At 71.3% G+C, this 17,231-nt stretch carries 13 protein-coding genes; 3 read left to right on the top strand and 10 right to left on the bottom strand.

The annotated features are described in order from the left end of the window. Position 1: 1 nt before the first annotated feature. Both DEJ00_RS05185 and DEJ00_RS05180 read right to left on the bottom strand, forming a co-directional pair. Positions 2-1,360: an extracellular solute-binding protein gene (locus DEJ00_RS05185; protein WP_027466665.1), complete on the bottom strand. Its 1,359-nt coding sequence runs from the start codon at positions 1,358-1,360 to the stop codon at positions 2-4. A 213-nt stretch (positions 1,361-1,573) separates the two neighbouring features. Next, a complete protein-coding gene (locus tag DEJ00_RS05180; protein ID WP_111056609.1) occupies positions 1,574-2,416 on the bottom strand; it encodes a PhzF family phenazine biosynthesis protein in 843 nt (280 codons plus the stop codon). 153 nt (positions 2,417-2,569) lie between these two features. Here DEJ00_RS05180 and DEJ00_RS05170 point away from each other — a divergent pair, with 153 nt between their 5' ends. After that, entirely contained in the window at positions 2,570-3,082 is a 513-nt protein-coding gene (locus tag DEJ00_RS05170) for a hypothetical protein (RefSeq protein WP_071245384.1), read from the top strand. A gap of 178 nt (positions 3,083-3,260) precedes the next feature. Here DEJ00_RS05170 and DEJ00_RS05165 read toward each other — a convergent pair whose 3' ends face one another. Both DEJ00_RS05165 and DEJ00_RS05160 read right to left on the bottom strand, forming a co-directional pair. Continuing rightward, positions 3,261-5,669 (bottom strand): lamin tail domain-containing protein, encoded by a 2,409-nt coding sequence (locus DEJ00_RS05165; protein ID WP_111056607.1) that lies wholly within the window; start codon positions 5,667-5,669, stop codon positions 3,261-3,263. Between the two features lie 216 nt (positions 5,670-5,885). Beyond that, positions 5,886-7,178, bottom strand: a complete 1,293-nt coding sequence (locus DEJ00_RS05160) for an ROK family transcriptional regulator (RefSeq protein WP_111056606.1) — start codon at positions 7,176-7,178, stop codon at positions 5,886-5,888. A gap of 85 nt (positions 7,179-7,263) precedes the next feature. On the opposite strand from DEJ00_RS05160, the gene DEJ00_RS05155 reads away from it, so the two are divergent. Next, positions 7,264-7,719 (top strand): GNAT family N-acetyltransferase, encoded by a 456-nt coding sequence (locus tag DEJ00_RS05155; RefSeq protein ID WP_027466669.1) that lies wholly within the window; start codon positions 7,264-7,266, stop codon positions 7,717-7,719. Between the two features lie 29 nt (positions 7,720-7,748). Then, positions 7,749-8,117 (top strand): MGMT family protein, encoded by a 369-nt coding sequence (locus tag DEJ00_RS05150; RefSeq protein WP_258373547.1) that lies wholly within the window; start codon positions 7,749-7,751, stop codon positions 8,115-8,117. Positions 8,118-8,160: 43 nt separating this feature from the next. Here the strand turns inward: DEJ00_RS05150 and DEJ00_RS05145 are convergent, their stop codons facing one another. From DEJ00_RS05145 to DEJ00_RS05120, 6 genes are all read right to left on the bottom strand, one after another. Continuing rightward, the gene (locus tag DEJ00_RS05145) at positions 8,161-8,589 is read right to left on the bottom strand and encodes a DUF805 domain-containing protein (protein WP_027466671.1); all 429 of its coding nucleotides are present in this window, start codon (positions 8,587-8,589) and stop codon (positions 8,161-8,163) included. A 37-nt stretch (positions 8,590-8,626) separates the two neighbouring features. After that, positions 8,627-10,426 carry an ABC transporter ATP-binding protein gene (locus DEJ00_RS05140; protein ID WP_111056671.1) on the bottom strand — a complete coding sequence of 600 codons (1,800 nt, stop codon included), beginning with the start codon at positions 10,424-10,426 and terminating at the stop codon, positions 8,627-8,629. A gap of 101 nt (positions 10,427-10,527) precedes the next feature. Next, the gene (locus DEJ00_RS05135; protein ID WP_027466673.1) at positions 10,528-12,336 is read right to left on the bottom strand and encodes an ABC transporter ATP-binding protein; all 1,809 of its coding nucleotides are present in this window, start codon (positions 12,334-12,336) and stop codon (positions 10,528-10,530) included. A 570-nt stretch (positions 12,337-12,906) separates the two neighbouring features. Then, positions 12,907-14,541, bottom strand: coding sequence for a bifunctional phosphoribosylaminoimidazolecarboxamide formyltransferase/IMP cyclohydrolase (gene purH / locus DEJ00_RS05130; RefSeq protein ID WP_111056605.1), 1,635 nt, complete (start codon positions 14,539-14,541; stop codon positions 12,907-12,909). Beyond that, positions 14,538-15,131: a phosphoribosylglycinamide formyltransferase gene (purN, locus tag DEJ00_RS05125; protein ID WP_071404669.1), complete on the bottom strand. Its 594-nt coding sequence runs from the start codon at positions 15,129-15,131 to the stop codon at positions 14,538-14,540. Before purN ends, purH begins: the two co-directional genes overlap by 4 nt. Positions 15,132-15,172: 41 nt before the next feature. Further along, entirely contained in the window at positions 15,173-17,224 is a 2,052-nt protein-coding gene (locus DEJ00_RS05120; protein ID WP_111056604.1) for a DUF6350 family protein, read from the bottom strand. Positions 17,225-17,231: the final 7 nt, after the last annotated feature.

The following is a 17,231-nucleotide window of genomic DNA, read 5'->3' as shown; positions in this document are numbered from 1 at the left end:
GTCAACCAGCGGAGACGGTGTTCTCCTTGCCGACCACCTGCGTGACGGCCTTGTCGTAGGCGGCAGCCGCGTCCTTCGGCGACTGCTGACCCGTCATGACCGCTTCCATCGCGACCTGGATCGCGTTGGAGACCTGCGAGTAGTCACTCGTCGCCGGGCGGAAGTTGGTGTTCTCCACCAGCCCCGAGAAGAACTTGAACGTCGGGTTCGCCGCCGTGTAGGCCGGGTCGTCCGCGACGTCCTTGCGGACGGCGATCTGACTGTTCTCGGTGTCGTACTTCAGCGAACCGTCCTTGTCGAGGAAGCTCGTGATGAAGTCGAACGCCGCCTGCGGGTTCTTCGACTTCGCGCCGACCGCCAGGGTCCATCCGCCGGACATCGAGTTGTAGCCGGGAGCCTGCCCGTTCTGGGTCGGCATGGGTGCCTGGCCCATCACGTCGTTCCACTCGGGCCACGGCGCGGTGCCGGACTTCAGCCACGTGCCGGACTGCCACGAACCGTCCAGGTCGATCGCGAGCTTGCCCTTCGGCAGCCACGTCTGAGCGATGGTCGTGCCGACGTTCGTGTCGAGCGCCTGCTGCGGTGTCGGGCCGAGGCCGCCCTGGTAGACGTCCTTCACGAACTTGAGCGAGTCCTCGAACTGCTTCGAGCCGGTGACCCACTTCTTGTCCTTGTACAGGGTGTTGCCGGAGCCGTCGGCGCCGTACAGGAGCATCTCGAAGCCCTGCATGGTCGAGGCCTCGCCCTGCGCCTTGCCCGAGTAGATGTTGAACGGGATGACGTCGGGCTGCTTGTCCTTGATGGTCTTCGCCGCCGCGAGCACGTCGTCCCACGTCTTCGGCTTCCACGGGACCTCGAGCCCGGCCTTCTTGAAGATGTCCTTGTTGTACCAGAGGGCTCGGGTGTCGGTGCCCATCGGGACGCCGTAGATCTTGCCGTCGTCGCCCTGCCCGGCCTGCTTGGCGTTGTCGAAGAACTGGTCCCACTCGTCCCACTTGTCCGTGTACTTGTCGAGTGGCAGCAGGTAGCCCGCCTCGGCATCGGCCTTGACGAGGAACGTGTCCTCGTACATGACGTCCGGGGCGGTGGCCGGCGCCTTGTTCATGAGCGCGAGCTTCGTGTAGTAGTCGTTGCCCTGCGCCTGGATGGGCACGAGGGTGACCTTCTTGCCGGGGTTGTCCTTCTCGTACTGCTTCTTGACGACCTTCATCTGGGCGTCGAGCTGCTGGAAGGCGCCGAACTTCTGGTACGCGATCTTGATCGTGTCGCTCGAGGCGGACCCCGAGCTCGAGCAGCCAGCCAGACCGACTGCGGCCACGGCCACAGCTGCGAGTCCGGCGATGATGCGGGTGCGTTTCATCGGTGCTCCTTTGCACGGGTGATGTCCGCGGGCACCATCGCCCGCGCGCAGGATTAGTCCACCGTATTGACTTAACCGTGTCAAGGAGTTTCTGGGGGAGGCGGCCGGTGGAATCGGGCGTACCGGGTGAAATCGGGCGTACCGGGTCGGAAGTTTCGACCAGGTACGCCCGATTCCGCTTCCCAACGCGTGCGTTCTGGGAAGGAACGTCTGTCAGGAGATCGGCGTCGCGCTCCCCGTCACCGTGATCCCGCCGGCCTCGGGGACGTCCACGAGCAGCAGACTCGGACGCCCGACGTGCCGCCCCTGCCGGATCGTGATGCGGTCGCCCGGCTGCGCTGCACCGATCTGCCGCAGGTACGCCCCGGTCGACGCCGCAGCCGATCCCGTCGCCGGGTCCTCGGTGATGCGCCCGGCGGGGAACAGGTTGCGCGCCTCGTACTCCCGGTCCCCGGTGCGGTGCAGCACCGTGACGGTCCCCGCCCATCCGGCCTCGCGTTTGAGCTCGGCGAGGGGCCCCGGCGCGAACCGGAACTGGTGGAACAGCTCGCGGTCGTGCAGCACGAGCACCGGGTGCCAGTTGCCGGCGAAGGACTCCAGGACCGGGAACCCCGGAGCGATGTCCGCCGCCTCGAGTCCGAGCAGGTCGAACAGCCGCGCCAGCAGGGCCGGGTCGAGGTCCCGTGTGGCGGGCTCGACGCTCGTCATCGCGACCTGCACCGCGCCGTCCGCACCGACGATCGCATCGAGGGCGACTTCGCCGGCCAGGGTCGTGAACACCCGGCGGCCCGTCCCTTCGCGCTCGGCCAACGCGACGGCCAGTGCGACGGTGGCGTGCCCGCAGAACGGGACCTCGGCGCTCGGCGAGAAGTAGCGGACCCGCGGCCCGGTCGCCGTCGAACCGACGACGAAGGCGGTCTCGGGGTACCCGACCTGCCGGGCGATCGCGAGCATCTGGTCGTCGGACAGCCCGGCCGCGTCGAGCACGAGCCCGGCGGGGTTGCCGCCGCCCGGCTCGGCGGCGAAGGCGGTGTACCGGAGGATCTCCTGCTGCATGCCCCGACGCTACTGCGGCACGGTGACGGGATTCGCGGGCCGATCCTCGACGGGTGGCACGGCGTGCTGCGGTGCCCAGGTGGGGCTAACCCCCGACCGCTTCCGGGTGCGCACGTGATGTTTCAGCGCCGCGACCGTCGCGAGACTGGATCCATGAGCACCGACACGCGCCCCACCACCGCCCGCCGCACCCTCCGGATCGCCCTCGCCTCCACCGCCGCGGTGTCCGCCCTGCTGCTGACCGCCGGCTGCAGCGCGATCCAGGACATCGTGCCGAACAAGACCCCGCAGAAGCACTTCGACGCGTACTCCGACGCCCCGCGCTCCGGGGAGTCCGAGGACCTGGCGTTCTTCATGCCGAAGTGGGTGCCGGAGGACGCGAAGGACATCGACGTCCGCCTCCACGTCTCCCAGCCCGGGTACGTCATCGGGTTCGCCTCGAAGGACGGCGTCGACGTGGACGACTGCACCCCGCTCGACGAGTCGTACGGCGGCACGGCGATGACCGCCGACTTCCTGCCCGAGGAGCTCCCGACCAAGGGCCTGGTCACCTGCGGCGACGGTCGCGCGGTCACCGAGATCGACGGCCGCTGGTACGGCTGGACCACGAAGGACGCCATCCCCGGTCAGGACGACACCCAGACCATGCACGGCACCGAGCACTGAACGAGCACCGAGCACTGAACGCACGCACCCACCCGCCTGGAGGCGCGGGGCGGCCCAGCACCGCGCCTCCCGTCCGTCGCGCGGTCGCGCCCACCGCGCATGGTGCGCAGAAACGGTCGGGTCCGCTGTTCGAACCCGACCATTCCTGCTCACGAAGTGCGCCCGTGGGGCGTGGGGACTACTCCGCAGCCACCGTCCGACGTCGGCGACGCACGACCAGCACACCCGCACCCGCCGCGAGCAGCAGGAACGCCACCACCGCACCGGCACCGAGCCCTGCGGCACCCGTGAACGCGAGCTGCCCGTCCGTGGTGATCGTGATCGGGGTCCACCCGATCAACGACCCGTCCGCAGCCGTCACCGCCAACCGGTGCACACCAGCCACCGTGTCCGCCGGGATCGTCACCCGAACCGTCCCGTCAGCAGCCACCACCGCGGTGCCGATCAGCGTCGGCTCCGAGAACAACCACACGTTCACCGTGTCACCGGCCGACGCCGTGCCCACCGTCACCGTGATCGTCTCCCCCGCACGAGCCGACGCCGGAGCCGACACCCCACCACGACTCGCCTCCGTCAACAGCGACCCCGACGGCGCCACCGGAACAACCGGGGCAGCCGAGGGACCCGGGGTCGGGCCCGCGGTGGGCGTCCCACCCGGGGTCGGAACCGGCGTCGGCGTCGTGCCGCCGTCGCCCGGGGTCGGAGTCGGAGTCGGCGTCGGCTCCGTGCCCGGGTCCGTGTCGCCGCCCTCGCACGGGTACGTCCCCGTGCGGAGCGAGAACCCGTCCGTGTCGTTGTCGTCGGCGTAGAAGGTCGCGCGCGCCCCGTCGGTGCAGACGCCCGAGATCGCGAAGCCCTCGTTGGCGAGCGTGCGGTCGGCGGCCGACGGTGCCTCGTACAGCGTCGATGCGGCGAAGGCCCCGTCGGTCACCTCGTACAGCGCGGTCCGACCCGAGCACACCTCGTCGCAGACCACCCAGAGCGCGTCGAGCGTCGGGTCGAACTGCACGTCGGCGACGACGGCGAGCGAGGTCGCGATCGTGGCGATCCGCGCCGAGGACCCGTCGTCCATCAGGGCGTAGGCGTACACGCTCGCGGTGCCCTCGACCCCGACGAAGAACAGGCCCTCGCCGTGTCCGGCGTAGCGCGACGGTGCGTAGGCGGCGCCCGTGCGCTCGTCGGTGAAGCCGTGCGCGGTGAGCCAGGTGTCCGGGATCCAGGTGACGCCCTCGAGTCCGGCGTTCGCGCCGAGACCGGGGAAGTCCGCGGCGAGGTTCCACTCGTCGGTGGCGCGCAGGGTGCCCTCGGAGCCGTCGGTCGTGGCGTAGCGCAGGACCGAGGGGCGGCTCGTGCTCGACACGTCGTTGTTCCGCTCGGTCGACACGTAGACGGCGCCGGGGTCGTCACTCGTGACCGTCACGCCCTCGGCGTCCGGTGTGCCCGTGCCGTCGGCGTAGCGCAGGTCGGTGCCCGCGGCGTTCGACGGCGCCCAGCCGCCCGTGCCGTCCGAGGTCAGGTGGTAGAGCAGGCCGTCGCCGTTCTGCACGGCCCAGAGCTGCCCGTCCCGCGAGGTCCCCGAGGTCGTCCAGTCGAGGCCGCTCAGGTCGCCCGTGAAGGTGTCCTCGTCGTCGAGCACGGTCTCGTCCGGGCCGCCGGGCCAGGCCTCGGCGGTGACGACGCCGGCGAACCGGTTCGCCGCACCCTTCGTGGGTGCTGCCGTCTCGGCGAAGTCCCCGGTGCCGTCGGGGTTGCGGCCGTACGTCGTGCTCGCGTGCGCCGTCCACGAGGTCGAGTCGACGACCGCACCGCGGGCGTCGAAGAGCCGCACGGAGTCCGCCTTGCCGAGTCCGAAGCCGAACGCCGCCTCGTCGAGGACGGTGAAGCCCCCCGCCGCGACGGTCGTGCCCGCGGGGATCGTGTACGTGTGGTCGTCCTCGCTGTCGCGCAGCACGTACCCGCCCAGGTCGACGGTGGTGCTGCCGGTGTTGGTCAGCTCCACCCAGTCGCCGGGGGTGCCGTCCTGCGACTCGACCTCGTTGATCCGCACGGGCGAGGAGCAGTCGTTCGCGGCACCCTTGGTCGAGGACGTGGTGTCCACGAGCGGCCCGACGCCGTCGGCGCAGCGACCGTAGGTGACACCCGCGTGGGTCGTCCAGGCGTACCGGAGCACCAGGTCGCCGGCGGGGTCGTAGAGGCGCACGGTGTCGGCGCCACCGAGCCCGAAGTCGAAGCCGGGGGCGGTCGTGGACAGCTGTTCGACGACGAAGTAGCCACCGGCCGCGATCGTCGAGCCGCTGGGCAGCACGGAGGCGTCGTGCGAGCTGTCGGAGTCGAGGAACGCGTACCCGGTCAGGTCGATCGCGGCACCCGAGGTGTTCTTGAGCTCGACCCAGTCGGTGTCGTCGGCGTTCGACTCGACCTCGTTGATGACGAGGCCGTTCGCCGCGACGGCGCCGACGGCCGGGTCGTCGTCACCGACGGCGGCGAGGGCCGGGCTGGCGGTGACGACACCGGCCGCGACGACCAGGGCGGTCGCGACGACTGCGCCGATCCGCATCGTGGGTGGGCGCAGGGCAGGAGCACGCATGCAGGGTCCTTCTCGGGGGAGAGAGCGGGCGGAGACCTGCACGACTGTTCAGCATCCACGCGACCGGCCGGTGGCCGCCGGGTGAACGGGCGGTGTCCCGGGTCGCGACCGGCGCCCTGGACGCGCGGCGGGCGGACGGGAGGCGCGGGTCGGGACCGCACCGCGCCTCCCGTCCGCCCTGCGGTCGCGCTCACCGCCTCCGGTGAGCCCGCGCGCTCAGCGCCGGATCAGCAGGGTGCTGGCCCGCGGCGAGAGCGCGGCGTCGAGCACCAGGCAGGCGGCACCCACGGCGGCGACGTCGGCACCGCGGTCGCTCTCCACCACCTGCACGGCGTGCTTCGGCACGAGCAACGGTGACCCGACGATGGCGGTCCGCGCAGCCGGCAGGGCAGCACTCGCGATGCGCGACCAGAACGGGCCGCCGAACACCACGCGGTCGATGTCGAGCAGGTTCACGATGAGGACGACGGCGTTGCCCATGACGGTGCCGGCCTCGGCCGCCAGCGTGACGGCGGTGTCGTCCCCGTCGGCGATCGCCACGGCGAGCTCGTCCCACGCGGCGTTCACGGCGTCGACCGAGTCGGCATCCGCGGTGACGGCGTCTGCGCCAGCACCAGCCTCCGTGACCGCGCCGCCGCCCGACAGCGCGAGCCCCCGCGACCGCGCGATCCGCACCAGCCGGTCCGGCGCAACGGCTGCACCGACCTCGCCGCGCGTGCCCGAGCCGTCCGGGGTGCCCGCGAGGGACCCCTGGTCGACCATGATGTGCCCGGCGTCGCCCGCGTTGGACCCCACCCCGCGCACGGGTTCGTGGTCGACGACGAGCCCGACGCCGAACCCGGTGCCGAAGTACACGAACGCGAAGTTCCGGGCCGAGGACTCCCCCGCCAGGAACATCTCGCCGACCGCGGCGGCCGTGACGTCCTTCTCGAGCAGGACCGGGTAGCCGGTGGCCTCGGCGAGCGCATCGCGCAGCGGCACGTCCCGCCACCGGGGCAGGAACGGCGGGTCGACCACGATGCCCGCCTCGACGTCGATGGGTCCGGGGCTCGCGATCCCGACGCCGAGCACGCTGTCGACGGCCACCCCGGCGTCGGCGACGAGCCCGTCGACGGCCGAGGCGATGGTGCGCACCACCTCGGACGGGTCGTCGGCCGTGGGGGTCGAGGTGGTGGACGCGGCGACGACGGTGCCGGCGAGGTCGAGCAGCACGTAGGTGACGACGGCCGGGTCGACGTGCACGCCGACCGCGTACCGGCTGCCCGGTTCGAGCCGCAGGATGGTGCGGGGCTTGCCGCGGCCGGACACGACGGTGCCGGACTCGACGATCATGCCGGCCTCGATCAGGAACCGGGTGACGTTCGACACGGTCTGCGCGCTCAGTCCGGTGCGGGCTGCGAGTTCGACGCGGCTCAGGCCGTCGGGTGAGCGGCGGACGGCGTCGAGGACCACGGTGCGGTTGAACCCGCCGATCGACGGGAGGTTCGCTCCGCGTCGATGCTCTGCCATGCCGCGACCATACCGCGGCAACGGTGCGGTCTCGGTCTGCCCCGGTCTCTGGCTTCCGCAGGGTCTGCACCGTTAGCCTGGCCGCATGTCCGACCTGCGCCTGGAAGAACTCTCCGCGAAGACCGCTGCCGCGGCCAACTCCCTGACGCTCAAGCCGGGCCAGGAACAGTTCGTGCAGCCGACCACCTACGGGGTCGCCGAGTCCGACGTCAAGCCGAGCTCCGCGTGGACCCGTGTCGTCCTCGACGACGACGAGGTCCTCGGCCTGATCATCGGTTCGTTCGACGCCGACAACGCGCAGGAAGAGCTGCGCAGCTGCATCTGGCGCGTCAACGTGGCGGCGAGCGCACAGGGCCGGGGCGTCGGTCGCTTCGCCGTGCACGGCCTGGCGGACGAGGCACGCAGCCGTGGGTTCGAGCGACTGACGGTCGTGTACGAGCCGGGCGGCGACGACAGCCCCGAGGCGTTCTTCCGCGCCGTGGGCTTCGAGGTCGTTCGCGAGACCCAGTACGGCGACCACTTCGCGGTCCTGACGCTCTAGCGCGCCCCGACGACGTACGCTCCGACGCCGTGGCATCCGACACCGTGCCGTCCGACACTGTGCCCTTCGAAGACGCCGCCGGCGACTTCGGCGCCGCCGTCGCCGAGGTGGTGCGGATGATCCCGCCGGGTCACGTCATGACGTACGGCGACGTCGCCGCGGCCCTCGGGTCACGGGCGTCGCGTGCCGTCGGCAAGGTGATGGCGCACGAGGGCGCCGACCTGCCGTGGTGGCGCGTGGTGCGCGCGGGTGGGCACCCGCCGCTCCACCACGAGGCCCGGGCACTCGAGCACTACCGCGTCGAGGGGACGCCGCTCGTGCAGGGGACGTCGACCTGGAGGCTCGACATGCGTCGTGCGCGCTGGTCACCCGCCACGGACGCGGACGACCCGTTCTGATCCCCGTCCGCGCAGGTCGGCCCGCCGGGGTCCGCCCTGGTCGTCAGCGGTCGAAGCGCGCACCCTTCGGGTTCGCGGGCAGCAGGCACAGCACGTACACGATGAGCGAGCCGAGGCCCGGCAGCACGTGCAGGAACTGCCAGAAGCCGGACAGGTTGGCGTCGTGCAGCCGTCGGGCGCCGAGCGCGAGCGACCCGATGAGCGTCGCGAGCACCCACAGCATGAACAGGTACGAGCCGACGGGGTTCTCGAGCGCCGGGGTGTCCGGCGTGAACACCTGTGGCACGAGCTGCAGCACGAGCCCGATCGCGAACGACGTCAGCCACCACCACCAGAACTCGGCGCGCGATGCCCGTCCGGTGAACACGGTGTACTTCCGCCAGAACCGTCGGACGGCCTCGGTGAAGGGGGCACCGTAGAAGGGGTCGTGCAGGGCGACGCCGCCGGGCTGCACCACGCTGTCGTTGCTCATGGAGCAAGCCAACCACGTGGTGCAGCCCGATCGGGGCCTAGACGAGCGAGTCGCGCCAGGCCGCGTGCAGCTGGGCGAACCGCCCGGTGCCGGCGATGAGGTCGGCGGGGGTGCCGTCCTCGACGATCCGGCCGTGTTCCATCACGAGCACCCGGTGGGCGATCGCGACGGTGGACAGCCGGTGCGCGATGATCACCGCGGTGCGGTCGGCGAGCAGGGTCTCCAGACCCTCTTGCACGAGTCGCTCCGAGGGGATGTCGAGCGACGCCGTGGCCTCGTCGAGGATGAGCACCTTCGGGTCCGCGATGAACGCTCGCGCGAACGAGAGCAGCTGCCGCTGACCCGCCGAGACACGACCGCCGCGCTTGTTCACGTCGGTGTCGTACCCGTCGGGCAGCGCCATGATGAACTCGTGCGCGCCGACGGCCTTGGCCGACGCCTCGATCTCCGCACGCGACGCACCGGGCTTGCCGAGCGCGATGTTGTCCGCGACGGTGCCGGAGAACAGGTACGCCTCTTGTGTGACCATGACGATCGCGCGGCGCATGTCCTTCGTGTCGAGGTCGCGCAGGTCCACGCCGTCGAGCTTCACCGAGCCCTGGGTCGGGTCGTAGAAGCGGGCCATGAGCTTGGCGAGCGTCGACTTGCCGGCACCGGTGGACCCGACGAGGGCGATGGTCTGCCCCGACGGGATGTGCAGGTCGAACTCCGGCAGCACGACCTTGCCCTTGTTGTAGGCGAAGACGACCTCGTCGAAGTCCATCTTCCCGGTGGCGTCCGCCAGACGGGTGGGCTTCACGGGGTCCGGCACGCTGGGCCGTTCCTCGAGGACACCGGAGATCTTCTCCATCGCCGCCGAGGCCGACTGGTACCCGTTGTAGAACATCGCGAGTTCCTGCGCCGGGTCGAAGAAGCGCTTGGCGTACAGCGCGACCGCGAGCAGCGCACCGACCTCGAGCGTCCCGCCGACGATCCGGAAACCACCGACGATGACGACCGCGGCGAGCGTCGCGTTGCCGATGAGCACGAGCACCGGGTCGAAGGTCCCGAACAGGTTGAACACCTTCGTGTTCGCCACCCGGTAGTCCTCGACGTAGCCGCCGTACTCGTCACGGTTGCGGGACTCCTTGCGGAACGCCTGCACCGCTCGGATGCCCGTCATCGTCTCGACGAAGTGCACGATGACGCGCGCCGAGGTGACACGGGTCGAGCGGAACAGCGTCTGCGAGTTCGTCTGGAACCAGCGGATCAGGAACCAGAGCGGCACGAGCGACACCGCCAGCACGAGCCCGGACGTCGGGTCGAGCAGCACCAGGGCCACGGCGGTGAACGCCATGTACAGCACGCCCTGGATGAGCTGGTTCAGTCCGGAGTCGAGCAGCTCGCGGATCGAGTCGAGGTCACTCGTCTGGCGCGAGATGATCCGGCCCGACGTGTAGGTCTCGTGGAACTCGAGCGAGAGCCGCTGCGTGTGCAGGAACACCCGCTTGCGCAGGTCGAACAGGATCGCCTGGCTGATCCGTGCCGCGAGCACCGTGTACCAGGCCGTGAGCACCGCACCGAGGACGGCCACGACGATGTACGTCGCGACGACGCCGAACGCCGGCACCCAGTCGTTCTGGTCCATCACCGCGGGCAGGGCGTTGTCGATGCCCCACGCGATGAGCGCCGGACCCGCGACGGTGCCGGCGGTCGAGACCACGACCACGATGCCGAGCAGCACCAGCCGGAGCTTCAGCGGTGCGGCGAGGGACCCGAGCAGGGCGAGGGACCGGCGCCGCAGGCGCTTGCTCTCGGCCTTCGTGAAGTCCTCACGCTCCTCACCGCGCACGCCCATGGTGGTGATCGAGGCGGTGACGGGGGCGGCAGCCTGCTCGTCCGGAGCTTCCTGCGGGACGGACGCCGTGCCTCCCGGCAGGTTCTGGTCGGTCTGCTGGCTCATGCCATCGCCTCCTGTCGTGCGGTCGCGTCGTCGTCGTCGAGCGACGAGATGACGTAGCGGTAGTGCTCGTTGGTGGCCATCAGGTCGTGGTGGGTCCCGACGGCCGTGACGACGCCGTTCTCCATCAGGGCGACCCGGTCGGCCAGCGTCACCGTCGACGGACGGTGCGCCACGATGAGCGACGTGGTGTCGGCGAGCACGCGACGCAGGCCCGCCTCGACCCGCGCCTCGGTGTCGACGTCGAGCGCCGACAGCGGGTCGTCGAGCACGAGCACCGACGGCCGCGCGGCGATCGCGCGGGCGAGTGCCAGGCGCTGACGCTGGCCACCGGACAGCGACAGCCCCTCTTCACCGACCCGGGTGTCGACGCCGTCGGGCAGGTCGTCCACGAAGGACGCCTGCGCGATGTCGAGCGCCTCGCGCATGAGCGCCTCGGCCTCGGCACCCTGCACGTCCGGTCGACCGAGCAGCACGTTCTCACGCACGGTCGACGAGAACAGGGTGGCGTCCTCGAAGGCGACGCCGACGTGCCGGCGCAGTTCCTCGCGGGTGAGGTCGCGGATGTCGACCCCGTCGATCGTCACCGAACCGCCGGTCACGTCGTACAGACGCGGCACGAGCGAGAGCAGCGTCGTCTTGCCGCAGCCGGTGAGCCCGACGAGCGCCATGGTCTCGCCCGGCTGCAGCTGCAGTTCGACGCCGTTGATCAGGTCCGGGTACTGCGGCGCGGAGTCCTGGTACCGGAAGTGCACGCCGTTGAACGACAGGGCACCGTGCGGCTCGGCGATCGTCTTCGGGTGCTCCGGGTCCGTGATGGTGTTCTCGGAGTCCATGACCTCGAAGAAACGGTCGACCGCCGTGCGGGTGTCGAACGTCATCGAGAGCAGGAAGCCGATCGACTCGATCGGGAACCGCAGCACCGTCGCCGTCGCGAAGAACGCGAACAGCTGGCCGACGCTGAGCTGCCCCTGCGACGCGAGCCAGATGCCGGCGAGCAGGCACAGGGCGAACGCGACGTCGGGCACGAGCAGCAGCCACAGCCAGATGCCCGCGATGGCCTTCGCCTTCTTGATCTCGGTGCCGCGCAGGGCCTCGGCCTGCTCGCTGAACTCCTCGAGCTTCGCGCCGCCGCGACCGAACGCCTTGAGCACGCGGATGCCGTGCACCGACTGCTCGACGCTCGTGGCGAGGTCACCGACCTGGTCCTGGCTACGGCGTGCGACGGCGGAGTACCGGCGCTCGAACAGCAGGCCGTTGATCCACAGCGGGATCGACGCGATCAGGAAGATGAGCCCGAGGATCCACCCGAAGGTGAACAGCACGACGAAGCCGACGACGATCGTCACGATGTTCACGACGAGCAGGACGACCCCGAAGGCCAGCCAGCGCCGGATCAGCGACAGGTCCGACACGGAACGGGACAGCAGCTGCCCGGACTCCCAGCGGTCGTGGAACGCGACCGGCAGGTCCTGCAGCTTCGCGTAGAGCGAGTTGCGCATGCTGGTCTCGATGCGGGTCGAGGGGCGCATCACCAGCCGGCGGCGCGAGGCGATGAAGAACGCCTCGAGCACGCCGAGGGCGAGCACCCCGAGCCCGGCGGGCCAGATCTGTGCCGAGTCGCGCGACGACAGCGGACCGTCGACGAGCCACTGCAGCACGTAGGGGATTGCGAGCGCCACCAGGGAGGCTCCCATCGCTGCGGCCATGCCGCCGATGAGGCGCCCCTGGTAGGGCTTCACGTAGGGGTAGATCCGCGCGATCGCGCGGAAGGTGGACGGGCGCGCCGTGGTGGGCGACTTGGACATGCGTTGCGTCCTCATGCGTCTGCCGGGTCCCCGGGTCGCGCTGCGCGGTGCGTGCTCGCTTGCTTGCTCGCTTGCTTGCTTGCTTGCTTGCTTGCTTGCTGCTTGCTCGCGTTGCGCGGCTTCGGCCTGGAGGCTCGGTGTGGCGTTGCGTGGTGATCATCGGCCGGGCGCGTGGTCGCGTCTCCGCCGTCACTCGCGTGACGTCGGTCGGGCCGGAGGCACCGAGGGAGCGTCGTCCCCCGGGTTCAGGCGGGTGGTTCGCGGACGCCGGTGGTGCTGCGCCGCGGGGCCGTGGGAACGGCCCGACTAGACGGCGGCCGCGGCGCGGGGCCGCGGTGCGATCAGGGATCGCCGTGCGGGAGTGGTCCCCACGACGGACACGAGACCTGCACGGGCGGCCGTCGCCACGGTTCCGGTCATGTTGTCCATCGTCACTCCAGTCGTCGTCTTCGTCACCGTTGTGTCCGCGGTGCCGCCGGTCCCGAGGGATCGTCGGCTGCCTGCCGCGGAGCCTTACAGACTATTCACAGTGACTCACGGCGCGCAATGGTTCGCCACCGATTGTTCACATCAGTGGAAGAAGTGGCGCTCGCTCGTGAAGTACATCGTGACGCCGGCGGCCTTCGCCGCGGCGATGACCTCGTCGTCGCGGACACTGCCACCGGGCTGCGCCACCGCACGGACACCGGCGTCGAGCAGCACCTGCAGGCCGTCGGCGAACGGGAAGAACGCGTCCGACGCCGCCACGCTGCCGGTCGCACGGTCACCGGCCCGGTTCACCGCGAGGTGGCAGGAGTCGACCCGGTTGACCTGGCCCATGCCGACGCCGACGCTCGCGCCCTGGTTCGCCAGCAGGATGGCGTTCGACTTCACCGAACGGCTCGCCTTCCACGCGAAGGCCAGGTCGGCGAGGGTCTGCTCGTCGGCGGGCTCGCCGGCGACGAGGGTCCAGGTGGCCTGGTCGAAGCCCGTGAAGCGGTCGGCGTCCTGCACCAGGAACCCGCCGGAGATCTGCTTGACCTCGCGGTCGGCGAGCGCGAAGTCGGCCGGCAGCGTGAGCAGGCGGATGTTCTTCTTGCGCGACAGGATCTCGAGCGCCTCGGGGTCGAACCCGGGGGCGACGACGACCTCGGTGAAGATGTCCTTCACGGTCTCGGCCATGGCCACGGTGACCGGGCGGTTCGCGGCGATGACCCCGCCGAACGCCGAGAGCGGGTCGCAGGCGTGCGCAGCGGCATGGGCCGAGGCGATCGGGTCGGCGGAGTCGGCCGGAGCGATCGCGATGCCGCACGGATTGGCGTGCTTGATGATCGCGACGGCGGGCTCGTCGAAGTCGAAGGCCGCACGGACCGCTGCGTCGGCGTCGACGTAGTTGTTGTACGACATCTCCTTGCCGTGCAGCTGCGTCGCCTGTGCGATGCCGGTGCCGTCCGACGTCGTGTAGAGCGCCGCGGCCTGGTGGGCGTTCTCTCCGTAGCGCAGGGTCGCCGACAGCTCGGCCTCGACCGCCAGGTGCTCGTCGAACGCACCGGGGGTCCGGATGTCGCCGGCGGTCGTCGGGGCCGCAGCGGCGGTGACGACGTCGCTCGCGAAGTAGGACGCCACCGCGGTGTCGTAGGCGGCGGTGTGCGCGAAGGCCTGGGCTGCGAGGCGCTTCCGGAGCTCGAGCGTGGTGCCGCCGGCACGGACGGCCTCGACGACCTCGGGGTAGGACGCCGGGGACACGACGATCGCCACGTTCGGGTGGTTCTTCGCCGAGGCGCGGACCATCGCGGGGCCGCCGATGTCGACGTTCTCGACCACGGTCGCGGTGTCGGCACCCGACGCCACGGTCTCGACGAACGGGTACAGGTTCACGACGACGAGCTCGAACGGCGCGATGTCGAGGTCGGCGAGCTGCTGCTCGTGCGACTCGAGCCGCAGGTCGGCGAGCAGGCCGGCGTGCACCGACGGGTGCAGGGTCTTCACCCGGCCGTCGAGCGACTCGGGGAACCCGGTGACGCTCGCGACGTCGGTGACGGCGTAGCCGGCGTCACGGACGGTCTGCGCGGTGGAGCCGGTCGACACGATCTCGACCCCGGAGTCGGCCAGGGCGCCGGCGAGCTCGAGCAGGCCGGACTTGTCGCTCACCGAGATCAGTGCACGGCGGACCGGGACCACGTCTCGGTCGCGGTAGAGGCTGGGGTCGGCTGCGTGCACGCTCATGCGCTCGGGGTGCCCTTCAGGTCGGTGGTGCCGTTGGCGATGTCGAGGATGGTCTGGATGAGCAGGCGGCGCTCGACCGGCTTGATGCGGTCGTGCAGCGTCGACTCGGTGTCACCCGGCAGCACCGGGATGCGCTCCTGCGCGAGGATCGGACCGGTGTCGACGCCGTCGTCGACCGCGATGACGCTCGCACCGGTCTCGGTGACCCCGGCGGCCAGGGCATCCCGCACGCCGTGGGCGCCGGGGAACTCGGGCAGGTACGCCGGGTGGGTGTTGATGATCCCCGGGGCGAACTCGGACACCACGGCCGGGGGCAGCAGGCGCATCAGGCCGGAGAGCACGAGCAGGTCGGGCGACCACGGGCGGATCTGCTCCGCCAGGGCCTGGCCCCACTCGGCGCGCGAGTCGTAGCGGGTGAACGGCACCGTGAAGGTCGGGATCGAGAACTCCTCGCCCAGACCGAGGCCCTCGGCGTCACGGTCGGCACCGATGGCGACGACACGGGCGGGGTACTCGGCGTCGAAGGTCGCTTCGAGCAGGGCTCGGAGGTTCGACCCGGTACCGGAGATCAGGACGACCAGTTCGAGCACGGCACCAACCCTACCGGCAGGCACGCACTCGACGGGCGCTGTTACCGGTCGTCCTTCGGCTGCCTCCACCAGGGAAGTTCGTCCTCGGGGATCTGGTCGGTGACGTCCCACTTCATCGGTCGGGACTGCTCCGCCGGCCTCGAGGCGGGCCCACGGGTGTCCGGCGCGACGTCCACGCGGTCCGCCTCGGCCGTCTCGTCCACGTCGTCCCGGCCGGCGACGAACTCCTCGGTGCTCCACGGGAACGCGGGCTGGGCGTCGGTGGGCACCGGGGTGGGTGCAGCTGCTGGGGCGGGCGCTGCGGGCCGCTCGGAGCCGGGACGCTGGGGCTCGGCGTCGGAGCCGGTCACGCGGTCGCGGAGTGCACCGGCTCGCCCCCGGACACCCTCGGCCGCGCCGGCCAGGCGGTCGCGGAGGCCGCCCAGGGCTGCTCGTCCGGCGCTGCCGCGCTCCGGTCCGGGCTCGGCGGCCAGGCGGTCGGCGGCCACCGCGTCGGTCTTCGCCCAGTCGGGGAGCTCGACGTCGTGGTCGGTGCCACCGGCGCGCAGTGAGACGGGCGCGGGTGCGGAGGCGGGCCGTGCTGGTGCGGAAGTGGACCGTGCGGGTGCCGCGTCCGCGGGCTCGCTGCGGATCGGCTCGCTGCGGATCGGCTCGGTCGCGTGCTCGGTCGTCGCGCGGGGCCGCGCAGCGGTCGACCCGTCGTGGGACTCCTCGACCACGAAGCGGTGCACGTCGGTGGTGCGCCCGGCACCGGCCTGGTCGAGTGCGGCGAGCAGGGAACCCTCACCGAGGTCGACCCCGGCGCGCGCCGTGTCGTGGTCATCGTCGGGTTCGTCGGCCTCGGTCCAGCGCTCCCGCGTCCATCCGCCCTCCGGCAGCCGGACCAGGTCGCTGCCCACGGCGAGGGCGATGATCGCCGGCAGGCCGACCTCGAGTGCGGCGAACCCACCGACCGCCAGGGCGTTCGGGCCGACGTCGGCCAGGCGTCCGGGGCCGAACGAGCCGGACGACACCCAGGCGATGAGTCCCGTGAGCACACCGGCCACGAGTCCTGCGACGACGCCGCCGAGCGCACGGTGCAGCGCGGAGTCGGCGGCGCCCAGGGCCCGCACCAACCGTGGTCGCATCGAGCCGCCGATCGCGAACCCGGCGATGACCGGCACGAGGATCCAGACGAGCCCGAAGGTGTGACCGGAGGTCGGCAAGGCACCGAAGACCGGCAGACCGGGGATCGGGCCCAGGGTCGTGGCGATCGGGGACACGCTCGACCCGGTGCCGATGGCGAACCCGGGGCCGATCAGCCACGAGGTCGCCCACCCGACGAAGTCCGGCAGGAACGCGAGCTGCCCGACGGTGAGCGCGACGCCGCCGATGACCCCCGCGTGCGACTGCTCAAACAGGGTGATGACCTCGGCGAACGAGGTGAAGAGGAGCAGGCCGACGAGCACCGCGGCCACGCCGACGACCACGGCGGTCGCGGCGGTCCCGGCGCGCAGGCCGAACCCGGCGACGGACCGCCACACGGCGGGGATGCGGTCGACCAGGTCGATGACCCGCTGGGTGCCGGCGTCGGCGGGCAGGTCACGGCGACGACGGCAGACCTCGGAGGCGGCGAGTGCGGGGATCCCGAACCAGAGCGCCGGCAGCACCACGGCCTGCCAGAGCGTGGGGCGGGTGGCGGCGGAGGTCGCCGACAGCGCGACGGCCAGACCGAGGAGCGCGACGACGGCGGTCCCGACCAGTAGCCCGGTGGTGCGGTGCTCGGTCTCCGCGAACCGCCGTCCGGCGCGGGCGCCGAGCCAGGCCGTCACGACCGCGAACCCGAGGGCGGCGAGGGTCACGTGGATGGGGTCGGCGGCGCCGCTGACCCCGGTGCTCTTGGCGAGTGCGGACCCGAGCAGGAACGAGACGTCGACGCCGTGTCCGACGAGCCACACGCTGCCGGTGGCCTTCCAGAACACGTCCCAGTCGACCTGCAGGCCGTACTCGAACCCCCAGAGCAGCGTCAGGGGCACGAGGGCGATCCCGATGCCGACGCCGACCGTCACGACCGCCTCGATCGCGGCGAGCAGAGCGGTTCCCAGGCGGTTCATCGCAGCG

The sequence above is a fragment of the Curtobacterium sp. MCLR17_039 genome (genome assembly GCF_003234745.1).
Classification (GTDB): Bacteria; Actinomycetota; Actinomycetes; order Actinomycetales; family Microbacteriaceae; genus Curtobacterium; species Curtobacterium flaccumfaciens.
The sequence above is the reverse complement of the archived record's forward strand: the minus strand, read 5'-3'. Positions and strand labels throughout refer to the sequence as shown.